Source organism: Cryobacterium inferilacus, from assembly GCF_019599185.1.
GTDB lineage: Bacteria > Actinomycetota > Actinomycetes > Actinomycetales > Microbacteriaceae > Cryobacterium > Cryobacterium inferilacus.
The window spans coordinates 131,634-149,411 of record NZ_JAIEUL010000010.1 but is presented as its reverse complement, the minus strand read 5'-3'; the positions used below and the strand labels follow the sequence as shown (position 1 = coordinate 149,411).

Sequence of the window (17,778 nt, the reverse complement as noted above, 5' to 3'; positions counted from 1 at the left end):
GACTGCGTGGCCCCCAAAGGCGATACCGGTGGCCCCCGAAGGCAATATTCACTGGCCCCCAAACCCGCAAATACTCAGCAACACGTGACAGACGCGGGCGCCACCATCCGGTCACGCCCGAGTCTGTGTATCCGGGACGGGCACCGCGACGGGCTTGCCGTGCGCTCACCCGGAGACCGTGCCGAGTCCGACCTCGTGGTTTGTGATGGAGAGCACTGTGGTCGCTAGGAGGACGACAACGGAGCCCACGGAAACGTTCACAAGTTCGTGGCTCAACAAATCACTCCGTGCAGCATCGTCGTCCCGGAGACCGACTGGGAGGGGCGGCAGCTCAAAATTGCCGCGGCTAACTACTTGATGGATTTGTTATTCGGCACCGGGTCGAGTGGCATTGCGTGATCCAATCCGTCACTTCAAGAAGTCGTGCCGCACCTTGAGTATCTTGTCGGTGAGTTGGATGGATCCTCCGGCTGTGGAAGTCGTGGTGAGTGCTCGGATGGCGTCGACGTTCTCTGGAATAACGACTGCCTGATTGTCTACGGAGTAGGTGAAGAACAGTTCCTTTCCCTCCACTTTGAGAATGTCTTCCCAGAGAGCGACTTCATACATATCGCCGCGCGGGCGCCCGAGGTCTCTCATCAGCTCGATCGTGCTGTTGAGGGCCACGATGCCATCCGATCGGCGCACCAACGCGATCCGGGGCATCGCCCGAAACGCATCCAGCACCTCGTCACGTTCAGCTGCCCGGGTCAGCTCGACCGTCCAAAAATGGGCATGATTTTGGGTGTGGGAACCCTTGGCGGCGATCGTGATCACGTCCAGGTCGGGCACGACGGTCTGCGCATCAGGGCCTTGATGGCTGGGAATGCTAGCTTCTGGGACGAGGGTATTCATGATGCCGGAGTGATCGGATTCCCACGGATCTGTCGCTCTCCTTATGAGAACCCCACGCGCTTTTTTGAGCAGATTGGCGTCTTTCAACGCAGTTAGGGTGCGAACCGTTGCAGTGGTGTTGCAGGAGACTACCCGTGTAGCGTCCCGGCTGATGGCGCTGTCGAAATTGGCATGAGCGACGAACGAGTGTCCGGTTAGGGCGTGCTTCTCGCCGCCTTGGAAGATGGCTTTCACTCCATGTTCCCGGTAGTGGTCAAGGTTTGCCGCCCCGATTCCGGCAGGGGTGCAATCGACGACCACGTCGACTCCATGTAGGAGCTCGTGCAGGCTCCCGACGAGTGGGATGCCCACTGCGCTCATACCGGCCACGGCGTCGTCAGAGGACGAAAAGACAGGGATCCCCAAGCTCACTGCCGTTTGAATACGGTAGTCGGAGACTACATCGCTCACTCCCACGAGTTCCATGTCAGGTTGCAACCGGACGGCATCCGCAACTCGCTTGCCAATGACTCCGTAACCGTTGACCGCTACACGCACTTTCTCAGTCATGACTCTTCCTCTCATCGATACACGAAAACTTCACCGGCCCCGCCGAGCACGGGCTGTCCACGCCAAGTAAGCTCCGAAAAGCCCGACGGCACCCAGGCCGGCGTTCACCAACGGAACGTGCCAGGCCTGCCACCGCCGATCGACTGACACCAAGCCGCCGATGCCCTTGATCAGGGCACCGGCCATCATCGCCACCACGAGCCGTTGGCCGACACGTTCAACGCGGCCGACCAACGGTTCTAGCTCAGCGGCACGCAGGTGGACGTCCAGACCGCCGCTGTCGAGGACATCAACCGCTCGACGAAGCTGTTCCGGCAGATCAGCGACTAGTTCAGTTAGGTCAGCTCCCGAACTAATCAGCCGACGGGCTAAGGCGCGTGGTGAAAATTGTTGGAAAGCCAGGCGTTGGGCGTAGGGCGCCAGGACCCTCCCGAGCTGGAACTGGGGATCGAGGAGAACCCCGAGGCCCTCGGCCATCACCACGGACTTGACCAAGAGCGCCAGCTGGGTAGGTAGGTGCAGATGGTGTCGACGTAGCAAAGCCAGCACTTCCCTGGTGATGTCACCGATCGAGATCTCATCGAGTGAACGGTTGTCGTAGAGGGCCACGATCGGTCCAACATCGATCCTCAACCGCGCACGGTCAATGTTTGTTCGAACTGTCGAGAGCCCGATTAGCGCTGTTGCGATTCGGTCGGGCTGTTTGCCGAGCAGGGCGACGAGTAGCCGGCTAAGTTTGGTGCGCAGCTCGTCGTCGAGCGTTCCGACCATTCCGAAGTCGATTAATCCGATGCGGCCCCCGGTTTCAACGAAGAGGTTGCCGGGGTGCGGGTCGGCATGGAAATACCCGTCGTCGAAGATCATCTTCGCCAGGATGCCCGCGGCTCTGTTCGCGAGTAGGCGGCGGTCGATGCCGGCCCGGTCAAGGCTCGCAGTGTTGGTGACCTTCGTCCCGTTTATTCGCTCGAGCGTGAGTACTCGGGACGTCGTAGTGTCCCAGAACACCCGGGGGATATGAACGTCTGCAATTTCCGCGAAGTTCGCCGCGAAGCGTTCCGCGTTTCGACCTTCTTGCAGATAGTCCAGTTCCGAACGGAGAGAGTGCGCGAATTCGTCCGCCAAGCCAACCACGTCGTAGTCCGCGGCGGCGGCCCACCGCCGGTCGGCCATGGCGGCCAGGTTCCGGAGAATTTCGAGGTCTTCCTCGATTTGTTCTACGACTCCGGGGCGCCGCACCTTGACGATGACTTTCGTTCCATCGAAAAGTGTTGCTGCGTGCGCCTGTCCTATGGAGGCCGTCGCCATCGGTACGACGTCGAAAAAGGCGAATGCGTCGGACGTGTCCTTCCCCAGTTCCATTGCCACAACGTCGCTGATCACTGAACCGGCAACGGGGGGTGCCGCATCTTGCAGCTTGGCGAGTTCCACTTGGTAGTGGGCCGGGAGCAGGTCCGTGCGAGTAGAGAGCAGTTGCCCGAGCTTTATGAAAGTCGGTCCTAGTTCCTCCAGTGCGAGGCGGAGATGCTCGGGATTGGAGAAAGCTTCATCCCGCTGCTCATGCCCGAACAGACCGTGTTGCAACGGGATCCACTTTTCCAAACCAGCCGCCCCGACTAGGAAACCGAGACCGTGACGCCCGAGTGTTTCGGCGATTTGACGGTACCGTTCACGATGATTCGTCATGGTTGCACCACGGGTGTGTGCAGTTGCGTGCCGATTGACGGCTGTCCTTCGGCGGCGGTTGTGAGCAACGGGACCTGCCACGTCTCGCCTGGCTTCATTACTCGCTGCACGTCCTCGACGCAGACTCGGATGGGTGTCGCTGAACAGTCGTGGAGGCGTAACCGTAGGCGTGTTTGGGTGATCTCGATGTCGACGGGTTGGTCCCTGTACCGGATCTGGAAAGAAGCGGCCGGCAATTCCCGTGGCAGGACCGGGTGGATGCGGAGCATGTCATCGCGGGTCTCAACCCCGGCGTAGCAGCGCACCACCATGTCTGCGGTTCCTGCCATCGCGCCGAGGTGAATCCCCTCCTGTGTGGTGCCGCCCTGGGCGTCCGATAGGTCGCCCTCCAAAGCCTGAGAGAACAACGGCCAAGACTGGGGACGGTCGCTACGCGCCAAGACCCAACTGTGCACCAAGCGGCTGAGCGTGGAGCCGTGGCTGGTGCGCGCAAGGTAGAACTGCACTGTGCGCGGGATAGAGTCGGGCGGGAGCGCGTAACCGAGCCTGGTGAAAACCTTGCGAAGTTCTTCCGCGGAGAAAAGGTAGAACAGCATCAGGACGTCCGCCTGTTTGGAAAGCCGGTAGTTGTTGGTGGCGTCTCCTTCCGCTTGAAGGATGAGGTCCAGCCGCCCGATATTGCTGTAACGCCGGCGGTAGGCGTCCCACTCGAATTCGCGTAGCGTCTCGTACCCTTCGAACTGGCTGATTACCCCATCCGCGTGGAATGGGATTGTCAGGTTCCGGCTGATGCTGTTCCAGAGGACCGGTTCGTCGTCGGTGAGCGCCAGCCGGTGTCCGAGTGCGGCCAGGTCATGTGCAGCGAGGGTGTCCACGACCTCTATGGCTCGGGCAAAAACCCATGATGCCATCACGTTGGTGTACGTGTTGTTGCGCACGCCTTGGCCGGCGGCCGCCGGGTAGCCGTCATGGAACTCGTCCGGGCCCATGACGCCATTGATACTGAATCGGTCGTCTTCGGGCTTCTTGGTTGCGACGCTGGCGAACAGGCGGGCCACTTCGATGATTATTTCGGCGCCGACGGATGTCAAGAATTCGAGATCCTTTGTCGTCTGGTAGTACTGCCACGTGCTGTACGCGATGCCGAGGCCCACGTGAAGCTGTCGCCGAGAGTTGTCGGCCATCCACTGCTGGTTCCGCGTGTTGAAGAGCTCGGTCGGGGTTTCCTCCCGCCCATCGCTACCGCTCTGCCACGGGAACATCGCTCCCGAGAGCCCCGCCTCCCGCGCTGCCGCACGTGCTGCATCTAGACGGCGGTAGCGGTACATCAGCAGTGCCCGGGTTAGCGCCGGACGCCGCAGTGTCAGCAACGGGTAGACGAAGATCTCGTCCCAGAAGATATGCCCCCGGTATCCCTCTCCGTGCAGACCCCGGGCAGGCACGCCCGCATCAAGATCGGGGTTTGCGGCGCTGACGGTTTGCAGCACGTGGAAAATATGCAGGTTGAGTGCGAGCGACTGGCGATGACCAGCTTGGAGTTCGATGCCGAACCGGTCCCACATCTCCTTCCATCGCCCCTGATGCTCCGTCCTGAGCACTTCGAATGGTTCGGCGCGTTGGATCCGACTCGTCGCATCCAAACCGGCGGTAGATAGGGCGCGATCCCGGGATGTGGTCACGGCGACAACTTTGTCAATCGTGATGGCGGTGCCCTGACGCAGACGCACCGTTATATCGTGTCCTATCGACTCACTGTGGTCCGCTGTTGGGAGGCGCGTAACTGCCTCCTCTGTCACGTCGGCAAGCCGAGTGCGGGCCGCCATAGCAATGGAAATCCCCGACTGGTTCGTCCGGGCCTCGAGCAGAACAGTTTCCTCATCGAGGTGCGTCGTGTCGACGACGGTGAGATGCTCGGTGGCCAGCCTGGTGTCCGCCGCGACATTCCCGTTTCTCACGCGCCCGGCGATAGAGGACTGCACCTGGATATCGCCGGACCAGTTCTCCGCTTCAACTGTCATACGAAGGGCAGCTAAGTGCGGCTGAACCAGGGACTGGAATTGTTCGGTACCAATACGCGTGATGCGCCCGGTTGCGTCCTGGAAGCGGGTAGCACGCGTCAGGATCCCGCGGCGCAGGTCCAGCTGCTGGGTGTAGCTAAGGAGCCCGACTCCCTGGGGGAGGAGAGGCTCTCCGTTTCCGATTCGGACTTGAAGGAAGGCCCAGTCAGGAGCGTTGACGAGGCTTTCCGTTTCGGAAGAATGCCCTTCGCGCGTGGTCGTGAGCCGGTTGAAGACGCCGGCGAGGTAGGTGCCGGGATAGTGCACGCCGTCAATGGATGTTCCCGGGTAGGCGCCGCGGGTTGCCCAGTACCCGTTTCCCATTGCACACAACGCTTCTCGCGTGCCCTCGTGAGCTGGATCGAAGCTGTCGTAGCGGAGGAGCCATCGGTTGGCATCCGCCGCGGCACCGCCGCACCATCCCGGAAATGCGCCTTCCGGACCCGCACCGGGCGCCATCGACGCTGTCAGGTCGATCGTGTCGACGTCTGTGACAACCTGATGTGCGCCAGCCTGGAGCAGATGGTCCCGGTTGTGGCCGCGGTCTACTCCGACGACGAGGCCGAAACCTCCGTCGACCGCCGCCGCAACCCCATCTTGAGCGCCCTCGAATACGACGATGCGGGCCGGTGCAACACCCAGGCGATATGCGGCCTCGAGGAACGTCGCCGGGTCTGGCTTCCCGGGCAGGTGAAGACGAACGGCATCCAGGCCGTCCACGCGTGTGGCGAAAAACTGGAGGACCCCGGCACGCTCCAACACCTCGCTGCTGTTCCGGCTCGACGTGACGAGGGCGACGGGGGTTCCCTGGTGGTGTAGCCGCTGCAACAACCGGGCGGCATCCGGGAAGACGGTGATCCCGCGACGGAGTTCCTCGTCGAACAGCTCCTGTTTGCGCACGGCGAGCCCGTGCACGCTCTGCACCTCGGGACTGTCATCTGGGGTGCCCTCAGGAACGTTGATGCCGCGGCTCGCCAAAAAGTTCCGGATGCCATCTACACGAGGCCGACCATCCACGTGGGCGCGATAGTCGCTGACAGCGTCGAAAGGCCGTTGCGGGGGCACTCGCGAAGATAACAACTCATCAAACAGCGTCTTCCACGCGGCAGCGTGCGCAGTGGCGGTGTCCGTCACCACGCCATCCATGTCGAAGATCATCGCGCCAAAGGAGGCTGGGACTTTTCCGAACCCCAGTGGGAAGTTGTCGAGGTGCATGCTTGTTCCTTTCACAACCCGAAGGAGGACCATTGCCCGTTTGGCCGGGTGCATCCGTTGATGTCGGATGGGTGTTTTGGATCCCGGACTCCGACGTATCCCAACGAAGGCCCGCCTAAATCAACGATCACGCTTTGCTGCCCGTGTTTCATTGCTCTCTCCGACTATCGGGCAATGTTGGCCGCAGTCGCCGTTCGGAGCCATTGGCTTTCTGCGGCCGCAGAACGATTGCAGCGAATACGGCCGCCAAAAGCGCGATCACGCCGTTGACGGCCAACGCTGTGGAGAACCCCGAGATGAACGCTGCGTGGTGGGCGGCTGAGAACTCTCGAGAAAACGCCGCCTGAGGACCAAATGCCGTGAGGATAATGCTCATGATAGATATGCCAAGGGCGAGACCAGTCGCTTGGGATGTGTTGTAGACGCCGGCCGCGATCCCATGTGAGTCACTTTCGTCAGCGGTGCTCAGCGCCATTGTCGTCGTCGGCGTACGCGCGAGCGCTATGCCAAGACCTGTGATGGCAAGCCATGCCATAAGGGAGGCGATGTTGGTTCCCGAATCAAGACGAGACATCCCCAGGAGCCCACCTGCAAGCACCACCATTCCACCAACTATGAGTGTGTATGCCCCAATGCGATCTGGGAGACGGCCAGCCAGCGGGGCGACAAAAATGATGGTTAGCGTCAGAGGCAGCAAGGCGACGCCTGACTCGAGCGCAGAAAGACCCACCACCGTTTGAAGGTAAAGAGCGAGAAAGAAGAACAGGCTGCACATGACCGCTGTGGAAAGCAAAGCGACAATATTTGCGCCAGTGAAGAAACGATTTCTGAACAGCGCCAAGTCCACTAACGGGTTGGATACTCTGCGTTCATGAAAGACAAATAGGCCGAAGCTCAAAGCACTCAATCCGAAAAGCGCGATCACGGCGGGCGCGGTCCAAGCCGACATATTGGCTTGACTCAGTGCGAGGAGGAGGCTGACCAAGCCCAATCCGGACAAGCTGGCTCCGAGCAGGTCTATCCTGTGAGCCGCTTTCTTTCGGGGAGATCGAGGGAGCACCGCTCGGGCTATCAACCATGCCACCGCACCGAGCGGTACGTTCAGGAGAAAGATCCAATTCCACCCGAGCGTATCGGTGATGTACGCACCAATCAGTGGCCCAAGGCCCAGCGCGCTTGCCGACACGCCAGCCCAGACTCCTAATGCCACGCCTCGTCGTCGGTCCGAAAACGCTGTCGCTATCAGAGAAAGTGATGAGGGACCCACCAGCGCCGCACCGAACCCTTGAATAGCTCGAGAAGCTACAAGAATGGCGACGTTTGATGCCAGACCGGCCACAAGCGAGCCGACGACGAAGATTGCAACGCCGAGGAGGAAAATTCTGGATGCCCCCCTGCGGTCAGCGAGATGTCCCCCTAGAAGCGTAAAGACAGCGATTGTTAGCGTGTAGGCGTTGACTACCCACTCAAGAGTTCCCAACCCAAATCCCAGCTGTCGCTGGATGGAGGGAAGAGCCACCGACACGGCCGTGTCGTCCAGAAGTAGCAGCATGGTTACCAGGCTGAGTCCGCCCACAACAGCCCAAGCAGACCAAGACTCGCGATTCAGGGACACTAATTCCGACGAGTCCGTCTTATGCTGCATCGACTTACGATTCACGTTTTTCATCCTCGGCTCAGACCGATTGCGAACGATGTACAGCTCCGCGCAGGGATTGGAACTTCGCGCTGCGCTTCAGGTGAAGGATGCTCTTGTCGGTGAAAGCCGCATTCGTCCCTGTGAGTCTTCGCTGCGTGAGTTCTTCCGCGCTCGGATAGCGCCTGGCGAGTAACGCACAAACCACACTACGAATCATGGGGTGTCCTCGACCTTGGTATCTGCTCAAAACACGGCGCCAGGTTCTTGCTGGAGTGACGGGAGCATGCGTCCAAGTTATACCCCCTATGGGTATCGGTCAAGGTAGCGCGAATTGTAGGAATCAGACTGAGGGTGGTTAATCGAGAACGTTCGGTCTAACCTCGTCAGCGAGGCGCGAGGCGGCGACTTGCTGTTTCGTCATCCCAGCGGAGGAACGTCATGGCTGTCATTGAACAGATGCTCGACACATACCCAAAAGACCTTGGCGGAATCGATCAGGTCAAACTCGTAGAGTGCATTTCAGCGTGCATTGAATGCGCCCAGGCTTGTACCGCCTGCGCCGATGCATGCTTGAGCGAGGAGATGGTGTCCGAGCTCACGAAATGCATCCGCACCAATCTCGACTGTGCGGACGTTTGCGCCACGACCGGGAACGTGCTTTCTCGTCGCACCGGTTACGACGCCACCCTCACTCAAGCCGTCCTCGAAGCGTGCCAGGTAGCATGCAAGGCATGTGGCGACGAGTGCGAGCAGCATGCTGAGATGCACGCACATTGCAAAGTTTGTGCGGAGTCGTGCCGCCGCTGCGAGCGAGCGTGCTCAGAATTGCTATCTTCGCTAATTTAACGCAGTTCACGTTTCTACCTTGTAATGGCAAGGCCGGGGCGCAAGGGGCTTTTAGCAATCGGTTGGTCGATGTGCCGGAGGCGCGCGCAGGACGGCGTCCTCATTGGATCGGTGTCGAGACCAACGGCGCTACCCCCAAGCCGGGGTCGGCGTAGGGCGCTGCCAAGGCGCGGTTCGGAATCAGCGCCCGCGAGCTTCGCGAAATGCAAACCCGGTGCACTGCGCCCCGGAGGGAACCAGCGGAAAATGCAGCACCAATGAGCTTGCCGCCGGATAGACCTCAGGGGCAGTCCTTTCCGGCATTTCTGCAATAGATGCAGTTCTTGTTGACGCATAAGCCGAGACCGGAATAGAATGCGCAGGTCAGAGTCTATTTCTGGCGCGCTGCGGTCAGTCTTCGACTGCGCTCGTCGAGCCGCGGAACGAGAGAACACCGAGATCGACAACGAATGACTCCTCGGGATTTTCACTTTGAACCCGGGGAGTGCCTGCGCTCTTAGGGCTGATTCCGGTCCAGTGCTCTGTTGTAACTAGCGAGTAACTACGTTAGAAGCCCTAATGCCAGCTCTCTCATCGCGACGAACGACGATTCTGGTCATCACGGCTGCGGTCCTGACTGTTGGTATCGGTGTCGGCACGACTTCGCTCCTCGCCACGCTCGACCCGGCTGGTCAACCTACAAGCGTTGCTGAAAAGCCCGGAGCTCCCATAGAAACTCCGCCGACCCGCATTGCTATAGCGGGGGACACGGGAACCGGCACTCCAGCCCAATTTGCAACAGCAGAACAGATGCGCTTGCAGAGTAAGCACGACCCCTACGACGGACTCCTTCTGCTCGGGGACCTCATCTACGACACTGGCGACGCTGCATTAGTCGAAGAGCGAATCACTACTCCGTTTGCGCCAATCACCAGTGCCGGAGCCCGGCTCCTCCCTGCCCTCGGCAACCATGACTACCAGGACGGGGAGCAGAAGCAGATCCTCGAAGCACTGAAGCGTGACAAGTCGTGGTACGCCGAAATGGTTGGATCGGTGAAAGTCATCGTCCTTGACTCGAATCAGGTCGAGAACAACGAACAGCGGCAATGGTTGCGTAAAGTCCTCAGTCAGCCGACCCCACCAGGAACGTGGACGATCGTCGCCATGCACCACCCCGCCTACTCCGCAGGAGCTCACGGGTCCGACCTGGCCGTTCGAAAGACATGGAGCCCACTCTTCGCCGAGTTCGAGGTTCCACTCGTCCTCGCTGGACATGACCACGACTACCAACGCTCCCTGCCGCAAGACGGTGTGACCTACATCGTCTCCGGTGGCGGCGCGACACTCCGCCCAACCGGAAAAGAGGACTTCACCGCGGTGAGCACCTCCACTTTGCACTATCTCGATCTACATGCCGACGACGAGAAGCTCGTCGGACGAGCAATCGACCCCGAAGGCGCCATTGTTGACACCTTCACGATCAACCGCTGAAAACCCTTGCGATGTTCTTCGACCGCAAGTAGTCTGCCGCCGCGAGGCATCGCCCTGCAGGGGGTCGATCTCCGCCTCCGGGATTCTTGTTTGCGGCTTGATCATCTGGGCTTCGGGGTGCTCAACTAGGTGACCATCACCCAGTCGTCCGCGGTGGGAGGTGCGCGACCGCGACCTGGCGCCCAAGTCCAGCGCCCGACGCCTTGCAGGTGGGGCGGATCACATCGCCTCGACCGTGTGCACCATCGTGTTCGCCTACGCGGGCGCAGCACTTCCCCTGCTCATCCTGTTCTCGCTGCAGGAATGTCCGTTCGTCGAGACGATCAGCAGCGGTGATTTATCTGACGGAGGAGATCGTGCGCGCCCTCGTCGGGTCAATCGGGCTAGTGCTGGCCATCCCAGTCACCACCGGGATCGCCGTGCTCGTCATGGAGGCAGTGGGAACCCGCGGTGGAGCCTCGCCCGCAAGGTCGGGCACCAGGGGCCTTTGGCAATCGGTTGGTCGAGCCGGAGGCGCGCGCAGGACGGCGTCTTCATCCGAGGATCCGTGTCGAGACGAACAGCACTACCCCCCCCGAACCGGGGTCCGCGCAGGGCGCTGCCAAGGCGCGGTTTTGGATCAGTGCCCGCGAGGCGTACCGCTCCCCAGGGAACTAGCGGAAGTGCCTGACCCACTGGCGAGTAGCGCTTGGTGGTAGCGGCCCCGGGCCGCTGGATGTCATTCCCGGTAGCCGTCCTGGGCGCGGGCGCTGTCGTCGCGGTGTCGGCACATGTCGATCTAGCCCAGGTTGATGGTTCGGGCGTTGTTGGCCATGATGTGATTCAGCATCGTCTATGTGGGATGAGCTCGCCGGTTGAGTAGCTCCTGGCAGGCCGCGTCCAACCGCTCCCGATTGTTCTTCCCGACCCCGTCCAGGATGTTCTGACAGGCCAGATGCCCCTGTGCCTCGATCACCGTGACGTAGGCGAACCGCTGCCTCGGCCACAGCCCGTCGATGTTGCAGTGCTGCGGCGGGACGTGCTCCGGCAGAGTCGAGTACTGGCCCTTCCGGCCGGTCATTCGTGGGTGTTCGCAAAGCATCTCGTGCCCATCGAAGACCGTCACCCGAAATCGCACTAACGCCGTGAACCTACTGGACTCACGGCACCGACTGCGGTCAATCGAACGATGGCGGCCCACTGGGGCGGGCGAGGACAGTGTTTGCATCGTTTGGGTGAGAGTAAGCAGAAATATACCCTTGGGGGGTATGCTGGTTGTATTCCCGCGGCGAGGCCTTGCGGACTGTAGAGAGGATTTCTCGTGACCGTGCTCGTTATAGCTGCTGCCGTCGTGCTGACTGGGCTGTTGGCCTGGTATTTTTTTGCGCCGAGGGCGTCGAAGCGCGCCGCTGTCGATGGCGGCGTGCAAACCCAGACCGTTGTTGTTAGAGGTGGGTACTCCCCGAGCGTTGTCGAGGTTGTTCAGGGCGTTCCGACGCGGCTGCTGTTCGATCGTCAGGAAACGGGCGACTGCTCATCCCGCGTGGTCTTCCCGGACTTTAAGGTCAATCAGGGCCTGCCGGCGTTCGCGACCACGGCGGTTGAGTTCGTGCCGGAGAAAGTTGGTGAGTTCGGGTTCGCGTGCGGCATGAACATGCTGCACGGGACCGTTAGGGTCGTAGCCGGAGCGGGTACAGACTCGACGTCGACGACCGCGCTGATGGAAGCCTCCTCTATGCCCAGCGCGTCGAGCTCCGCCCCAGCTGCCGCGGCGGCAGAGGAGGAGGATGAGGGCGACCAGGAGGCGGCCGAGCACGCCGGCGAGATTGGTGATCTGCGCCGCCGCGTGATCGTGGGCGTGGTGCTGACTGCGCCGGTCTTCGTCGCCGTGATGCTGCACGATGTTTTCGGTGCTATGTGGGTGCCGTCGCTGCTGCTCGCGCCGTGGTTCCAGTTCCTCCTCGTGACCCCGGTGATGCTGTACACGGGGTGGCCGATTCACCGAACCGGGTGGTTGGCGCTGGTTCACCGCGCTGCGGAGATGAACTCCCTCATCACCCTCGGCACGATCGCCGCCTACGGATTTAGCCTGTTTGCTACCTTCGCCCCAGGGCTGCTGCCCGAAGAGGCACGTGGCGTCTACTACGAGGCCGTCGGCGTCATCCTTACCCTCATCCTTCTAGGACGGCTTCTGGAGACGAGGGCCAAGGCTGGCACGGGTGCGGCGATCCGCACGCTGATTGGCCTGCAGCCGCGAACCGCCCGCGTGGTTCGCGGCGACTCGGAGCTGGAGATCCCGATCGGCGAGGTCGCCGCCGGAGACATCGTGGTGATCCGACCCGGTGAGAAGCTGCCCGTCGACGGGCAGGTCACCGAGGGCACCTCTTCGGTCGACGAGGCGATGATCACCGGTGAGCCGATCCCAGTGGTGAAAGCTATCGGTGACAACGTGATCGGTGCGACCATCAACCAGACCGGGTCCTTCCGCTACGTCGCCACCAAGGTTGGCGCTGACACGATGCTGGCGCAGATCATCCGGCTGGTGCGTGAGGCACAGGGATCTAAGGCGCCCATTCAACGGCTCGCCGACCAAGTCTCCAGCTACTTCGTGCCCGTTGTCATCGCCATCGCGATCTGGACCTTCGCCATCTGGTGGCTCGTAGGCCCGCCACCCGCGGGGGTGTTCGGCCTCGTCGCCGCTGTCGCCGTGCTCATCATCGCCTGCCCCTGCGCGTTGGGACTGGCAACCCCGCTATCGATCACCGTCGCCACCGGGAAGGCAGCCAGCAACGGGATCCTAATCCGCTCGGCTGAGGCGCTTGAGGTCGCTCACAAGATGAACACGGTGGTGCTCGATAAGACGGGGACGATCACCAACGGCACCCCCGTGCTCACCGATGTGCTTCCCGCCAGCGGGTTCGATGCGAACGAACTGCTTGCACTGATCGCGGCGGCTGAGCGCGACTCGGAGCACCCCCTGGCGGCCGCGATCGTTACCGGCGCGCAGGACCGCGGTCTTGATGTTCCACGAGCGAGCACCTTCGAATCGATCACCGGCCAGGGTGTGCGCGCTACGGTCAAGGGCGCGGTCGTGCTGGTGGGTAACAGCCGACTGCTGACCGCCGCTGGGATTGAGACGTCGGATCTTGAATCGGGGATGCATGGCCTCGCTTTGGACGGCAAGACACCCATGCTCGCGGCAGTAGATGGTCGCCCCGCCGGGGTGGTCGGTGTTGCCGACACGATCAAGGACGGCTCTATCGCTGCGATCGCCGATCTGGCCGCCCGCGGGATCGACGTGATCATGATGACCGGCGACAACCGGACCGCCGCTGCCGCCATCGCCCGCCAGGTCGGCATCACCCGGGTCGTGGCGGAGGTCATGCCAGAGCACAAAGCCACCGAGGTTAAACGGCTTCAGGCAGAAGGCCGCGTTGTGGGCATGGTCGGAGACGGCATCAACGACGCACCGGCGCTCGCGCAGGCCCATGTGGGTTCGGCGATCGGCACAGGCACTGACGTCGCGATCGAAGCGTCGGATATCACCTTGATCTCCGGCAACCTCAGCGGGCTCGTCATCGCAATCGACCTGTCGCGAGCCACTATGCGCAACATTCGCCAGAACCTTGGGTTCGCCTTCGGATACAACATCATCGGGATCCCCATCGCTGCCGGGGTTCTATACCCGAGTTTTGGACTGCTGTTGAGCCCGATGATCGCCGCCCTTGCGATGGCGCTGTCGTCGCTATCCGTTGTCACCAACTCGAGCCGGCTGCGCCGGTTCGCCCCCAAACCTGCAGCCATCCCGGCTGTGGTCTCGACCGCCGAACCGGTGGTCGAGGTCGGACATCAGGAAACCAGTGAGGAAAATCCCATGACACACACAACCGAGCACACCGACAGCGCCCTCGTCACCGACCCGGTCTGCGGCATGAAAATCGACCCGAAGTCCGCTGCGGCCACTCGCGAGCACGAAGGCGCCACATTCTCGTTCTGCTCCACTGGCTGCGCTGGCGCCTTCGATGCCGACCCCCACCGCTACGGCCACCCGCACGGCCACTAGGCCGTGTCTCCTAACGCCGTAACCCAGATTTAGATGGCACGGACTCCGCCGGGGTAGGAGAGGGCGAGCTCGCCGAAGCGATTCGCGATGCCCCGCCATTGCTTGGGAGCTTCGAAGCATCCTCGATCACGTTTCGGTGTTTGTATGCTTCTTTGTCAAGCCGTGGTGGTCGTCCACCGGTGGCAGTGAATCCTTTTGGTAGGCGATCTGGTCTGAGCGTTTCGGAATCACTGCCAGATTCCACGATCGCGCAGCAACTTCCGGTTCGCCCCCTGCGGTAGCGCTGCCGGCGGAGTACTGCTTTGCGGAAGAGCAACGCATGAGGCGCTGTCGTTCAGCGGGTTCAGGGCGGACTATCAAAAATCACTGGGACCGTTGCTGGACGGGCGTTGTACGGCCGCGAAGTCGAAGAGATCCTGGGTGCTCGGTTCGCGTCGTGGCCCGGGGTTCGGCTGGAGATCCAGGACGGGAGTTTGGCCGCGTTCTCCGCCCTGGACCGCAGGTGCCGAGACGTCCTCTATGCCATGCTCCGTGACGGCAACCTCTACCGAGCCGACCAACCAATCGCCGCTTGACAAAGACATAGGGCACCCCCTCAGCTGCGAGTGACCACAACCTTGAGCGCCTTGGTCTCAGCGGCCCGGCCGAACGTTTCGTAAGCGTCGAGCATTTGGTTGAAGGTGAAATGATGGGTAGCCAACTTTTCAGCCGGAATCTTCTTCTGCGCCACAAGTTTGAGCAGCATCGGAGTGGTGTTGGTATTGACCAGTCCCATGCTGACATTGATGTTCTGAATCCACAGCTCCTCCAAGTGCAGTTCCACCGGTTTGCCGTGTACGCCAACGTTGGCGACGTGCCCTCCGGGCCGCACGATCTCAGTGGCCATGCTGAACGTGATTGGGATCCCCACCGCCTCGATCGCCACATCTACTCCCGCTCCGTCGGTGAGCGCAAGCACCTGTTGCTTCCAGTCGGCGGCTCCGGAGAGCACCGTTTCGGTGCCTCCGAATTCGCGTGCCTGTTGGAGTCGGTTCTCGTCGAGGTCGATCGCGATCACCGTGGCGGCGCCATAGAGGCCGGCCGTCGCTATCGCGGACAAGCCGACCGGCCCAGCACCGATAACGGCGACGACGTCTCCTGGCTTGACCTGCCCGTACTGCACGCCAATCTCGAAGCCCGTAGGAAGGATGTCAGACAGCATGACGGCTTCAGCATCTGGCACGCCCTCCGGTAGCTTGTGCAGGCTGTTGTCCGCGTACGGCACGCGCACATACTCGGCCTGAGTTCCGTCGATAAGGTGTCCGAAGATCCAGCCGATTCCGGACTGTCCCTCGTCGCCCAGGCAGTGTGAATACAGGCTGACGGCGCAGTTCGTGCAGTGCCCGCACGACTTGATGCAGGAAATTATCACCCGGTCCCCGACAGCAAAGTTTGTAACCGAGGCACCCACTTCGGTGATAGTTCCGACGCCTTCATGGCCGAGAATCCGGCCGACCTGGACCGCGGGCACATCGCCCTTGAGGATGTGTAGGTCTGTGCCGCATATGGTGGTCGTGTCAACCTGCACGATGGCATCCGTCGGATTGAGGATTACGGGGTCGGGGGCATCCGTCCAGGACTTCAATCCGGGTCCGCCGTACACGAGTGCCTTCATGATGCGCCCAATTCTTCTTTGCCGTGCCTGCCGCGAACTTATCGCGCTGTAACCGCCACGCTATGACGGGTTCGCTGTCGCCAATAGGGGCCTCATGTTCGACTATGCGCGCAAGCCCAGCATGGATTCGCTAACACAGGTGGCCGATGCCGCTACTACATTGCACCGTCTGATGGAGGCGCCGCAGAACGAACGTGTGGGAACGCCAGTTGGCTTTGACGAGGTGAGACCCAAGACTCTCGCGACCGCGAACGTTGACCGGCTCATGCTCCGACTGCCTAACTTCACGAGGATGAATTAGACCACCGACGACTGCGCATGGCCAACGTCACCAACGACCAGGTGGGCAGATCTGTTGGCCATGAGTAGGCAGTTTCCGTGGCCACCAGCGGGCCACTCTGCTAGGCGCCCACAGTCAGGACGTATTGGGGATTGGCAGTTGTTACTGGCTAGCGGGTGAGTGATGTGAGCAGGCGCTCCAGCGGACCCTTGCCCAAAAAGCGGTGCCAAAGGGCAGCGAAGAGCAGCGATGCGACCGTCATTCCGATTAACAGCGGCCACCCCGGGTACTCGTTCACGCCGTCGGTACTTTCCCGCAGCGCCGCAAAAACTGTGAGAGAGACGATCTGGAGCGTGTAAACGGTGAGCGCCATCGCCCCTATAGAGCTGATAGGCGCGAATGCCGTGCGAAGGGCAGGACCGATGCCTGTGCGTTCCGGGGACGTACACCACAGCAACGCACCGATGATCGCGATCGCCACGCCGCCAGAACCCAGCACTTCAGCGGTCGAGCCGGAATGTGCTGCGGCAGTAATTCCAAGCAGAACCGGGGCGGCTCCGTAACCCAGCACCGAAAAGATGACGCCGGTGACCATCATCCATAGTTGAGTTCTCGCCCGTCCGAGCCCCGACCGAGCCGCGATGAGGCCAACCAATAAGAAAGGCAACCAGACCAAGGCCGGGTAGGAGCCGATAAGAAGGTAATACTGCAAGAAATAGGCCAAAGAATCAACGGGGAGACTGACGTCCTCCGTGGCTGCCGCCAGGGCCGGCGCAATCACCGCGAGACCGGCAGCGACCAGGCCGAGAGCCCACCGCGCAAGAAACAGTGCAGGGGTCAACAACAGGAACATGAATGCGTAGTACTCCAGGATGATTGCAATGCCGCTGTCCAGGGCGCCCAGAGCTATCCCTAGTAGGAACAAAATCATCGCACGCGCCACGATGCTCATGACCCTATGGGCTCGTCGCCCAGATTGTATCGGCCGTTCCAACCCGGTCATGATGCCCAATGAGATCCCTGCCAGGGTCGCGAAGAGAATTGAAGACCTGCCGTCGACGACCAGCTCTGCCTCGTTTGCACGCGGGATTGCATGCGCGACGAACATCCCCAGGATGGCCAAACCTCGAGCGACGTCTACACCGGTGATGCGCCCCGCCGGGCACGGCATCGATTGACTGGCGCCACCGTTGGCGTTGCTCGTGAGGCCGAGACCGGAACCCGGACGTGCATATGCCATAGTGAACCTTTTCTCGTTTTCATCTAACCCGATGGTGGTCGCGATATCTCGGGATGGGGCTGGTTAAGACAAGAGCCGTTCTGTCTCTGTTGTCGCGGGCGAGGTGTATGAAAGTCTCGGCTTAGTCGGCGGGCGCAGCCGATTCCGCCAGATAGGCGACAGAGCGACAAACAAGTCGATGCGCTCGGCGATAAGGATATGTCAATGTC

Annotated in this window: 10 protein-coding genes and 1 pseudogene; 4 read left to right on the top strand and 7 right to left on the bottom strand. The window is 61.3% G+C overall.

Going from position 1 to position 17,778, the window contains the following annotated elements; all coding sequences use genetic code 11:
• Nucleotides 1-408: 408 nt before the first annotated feature.
• The 4 genes from K2F54_RS10940 to K2F54_RS10925 all read right to left on the bottom strand — a co-directional run bounded on the left by K2F54_RS10940 (nucleotide 409) and on the right by K2F54_RS10925 (nucleotide 8,043).
• Complete coding sequence (locus tag K2F54_RS10940; protein ID WP_220605899.1) at nucleotides 409-1,443, bottom strand: type II glyceraldehyde-3-phosphate dehydrogenase; 1,035 nt, start codon at nucleotides 1,441-1,443, stop codon at nucleotides 409-411.
• 30 nt (nucleotides 1,444-1,473) lie between these two features.
• The gene (locus K2F54_RS10935; RefSeq protein ID WP_220605898.1) at nucleotides 1,474-3,126 is read right to left on the bottom strand and encodes an ABC1 kinase family protein; all 1,653 of its coding nucleotides are present in this window, start codon (nucleotides 3,124-3,126) and stop codon (nucleotides 1,474-1,476) included.
• Nucleotides 3,123-6,398: a beta-phosphoglucomutase family hydrolase gene (locus tag K2F54_RS10930; RefSeq protein WP_220605897.1), complete on the bottom strand. Its 3,276-nt coding sequence runs from the start codon at nucleotides 6,396-6,398 to the stop codon at nucleotides 3,123-3,125. Before K2F54_RS10930 ends, K2F54_RS10935 begins: the two co-directional genes overlap by 4 nt.
• A 148-nt stretch (nucleotides 6,399-6,546) precedes the next feature.
• Complete coding sequence (locus tag K2F54_RS10925) at nucleotides 6,547-8,043, bottom strand: MFS transporter (protein ID WP_255577015.1); 1,497 nt, start codon at nucleotides 8,041-8,043, stop codon at nucleotides 6,547-6,549.
• A gap of 432 nt (nucleotides 8,044-8,475) precedes the next feature.
• Between K2F54_RS10925 and K2F54_RS10920 the strand changes: the two genes are divergently transcribed.
• The 3 genes and pseudogenes from K2F54_RS10920 to K2F54_RS10910 all read left to right on the top strand — a co-directional run.
• Nucleotides 8,476-8,883 (top strand): four-helix bundle copper-binding protein, encoded by a 408-nt coding sequence (locus tag K2F54_RS10920; RefSeq protein ID WP_220605895.1) that lies wholly within the window; start codon nucleotides 8,476-8,478, stop codon nucleotides 8,881-8,883.
• Between the two features lie 558 nt (nucleotides 8,884-9,441).
• Complete coding sequence (locus K2F54_RS10915) at nucleotides 9,442-10,353, top strand: metallophosphoesterase family protein (RefSeq protein ID WP_220605894.1); 912 nt, start codon at nucleotides 9,442-9,444, stop codon at nucleotides 10,351-10,353.
• Nucleotides 10,354-10,417: 64 nt separating this feature from the next.
• Nucleotides 10,418-11,051: pseudogene (locus K2F54_RS10910) on the top strand (YibE/F family protein); the annotation flags it as partial.
• Between the two features lie 134 nt (nucleotides 11,052-11,185).
• Here the strand turns inward: K2F54_RS10910 and K2F54_RS10905 are convergent.
• Nucleotides 11,186-11,458 carry a hypothetical protein gene (locus K2F54_RS10905; RefSeq protein WP_220605893.1) on the bottom strand — a complete coding sequence of 91 codons (273 nt, stop codon included), beginning with the start codon at nucleotides 11,456-11,458 and terminating at the stop codon, nucleotides 11,186-11,188.
• A 195-nt stretch (nucleotides 11,459-11,653) separates the two neighbouring features.
• Between K2F54_RS10905 and K2F54_RS10900 the strand changes: the two genes are divergently transcribed.
• Nucleotides 11,654-14,395 (top strand): heavy metal translocating P-type ATPase, encoded by a 2,742-nt coding sequence (locus K2F54_RS10900; RefSeq protein WP_220605892.1) that lies wholly within the window; start codon nucleotides 11,654-11,656, stop codon nucleotides 14,393-14,395.
• Nucleotides 14,396-14,990: 595 nt separating this feature from the next.
• Here K2F54_RS10900 and K2F54_RS10895 read toward each other — a convergent pair.
• Together K2F54_RS10895 and K2F54_RS10890 are read right to left on the bottom strand one after the other, a co-directional pair.
• Complete coding sequence (locus K2F54_RS10895) at nucleotides 14,991-16,049, bottom strand: zinc-dependent alcohol dehydrogenase family protein (RefSeq protein ID WP_220605891.1); 1,059 nt, start codon at nucleotides 16,047-16,049, stop codon at nucleotides 14,991-14,993.
• 449 nt (nucleotides 16,050-16,498) lie between these two features.
• Nucleotides 16,499-17,569, bottom strand: a complete 1,071-nt coding sequence (locus tag K2F54_RS10890) for a DUF418 domain-containing protein (protein ID WP_220605890.1) — start codon at nucleotides 17,567-17,569, stop codon at nucleotides 16,499-16,501.
• Nucleotides 17,570-17,778: the final 209 nt, after the last annotated feature.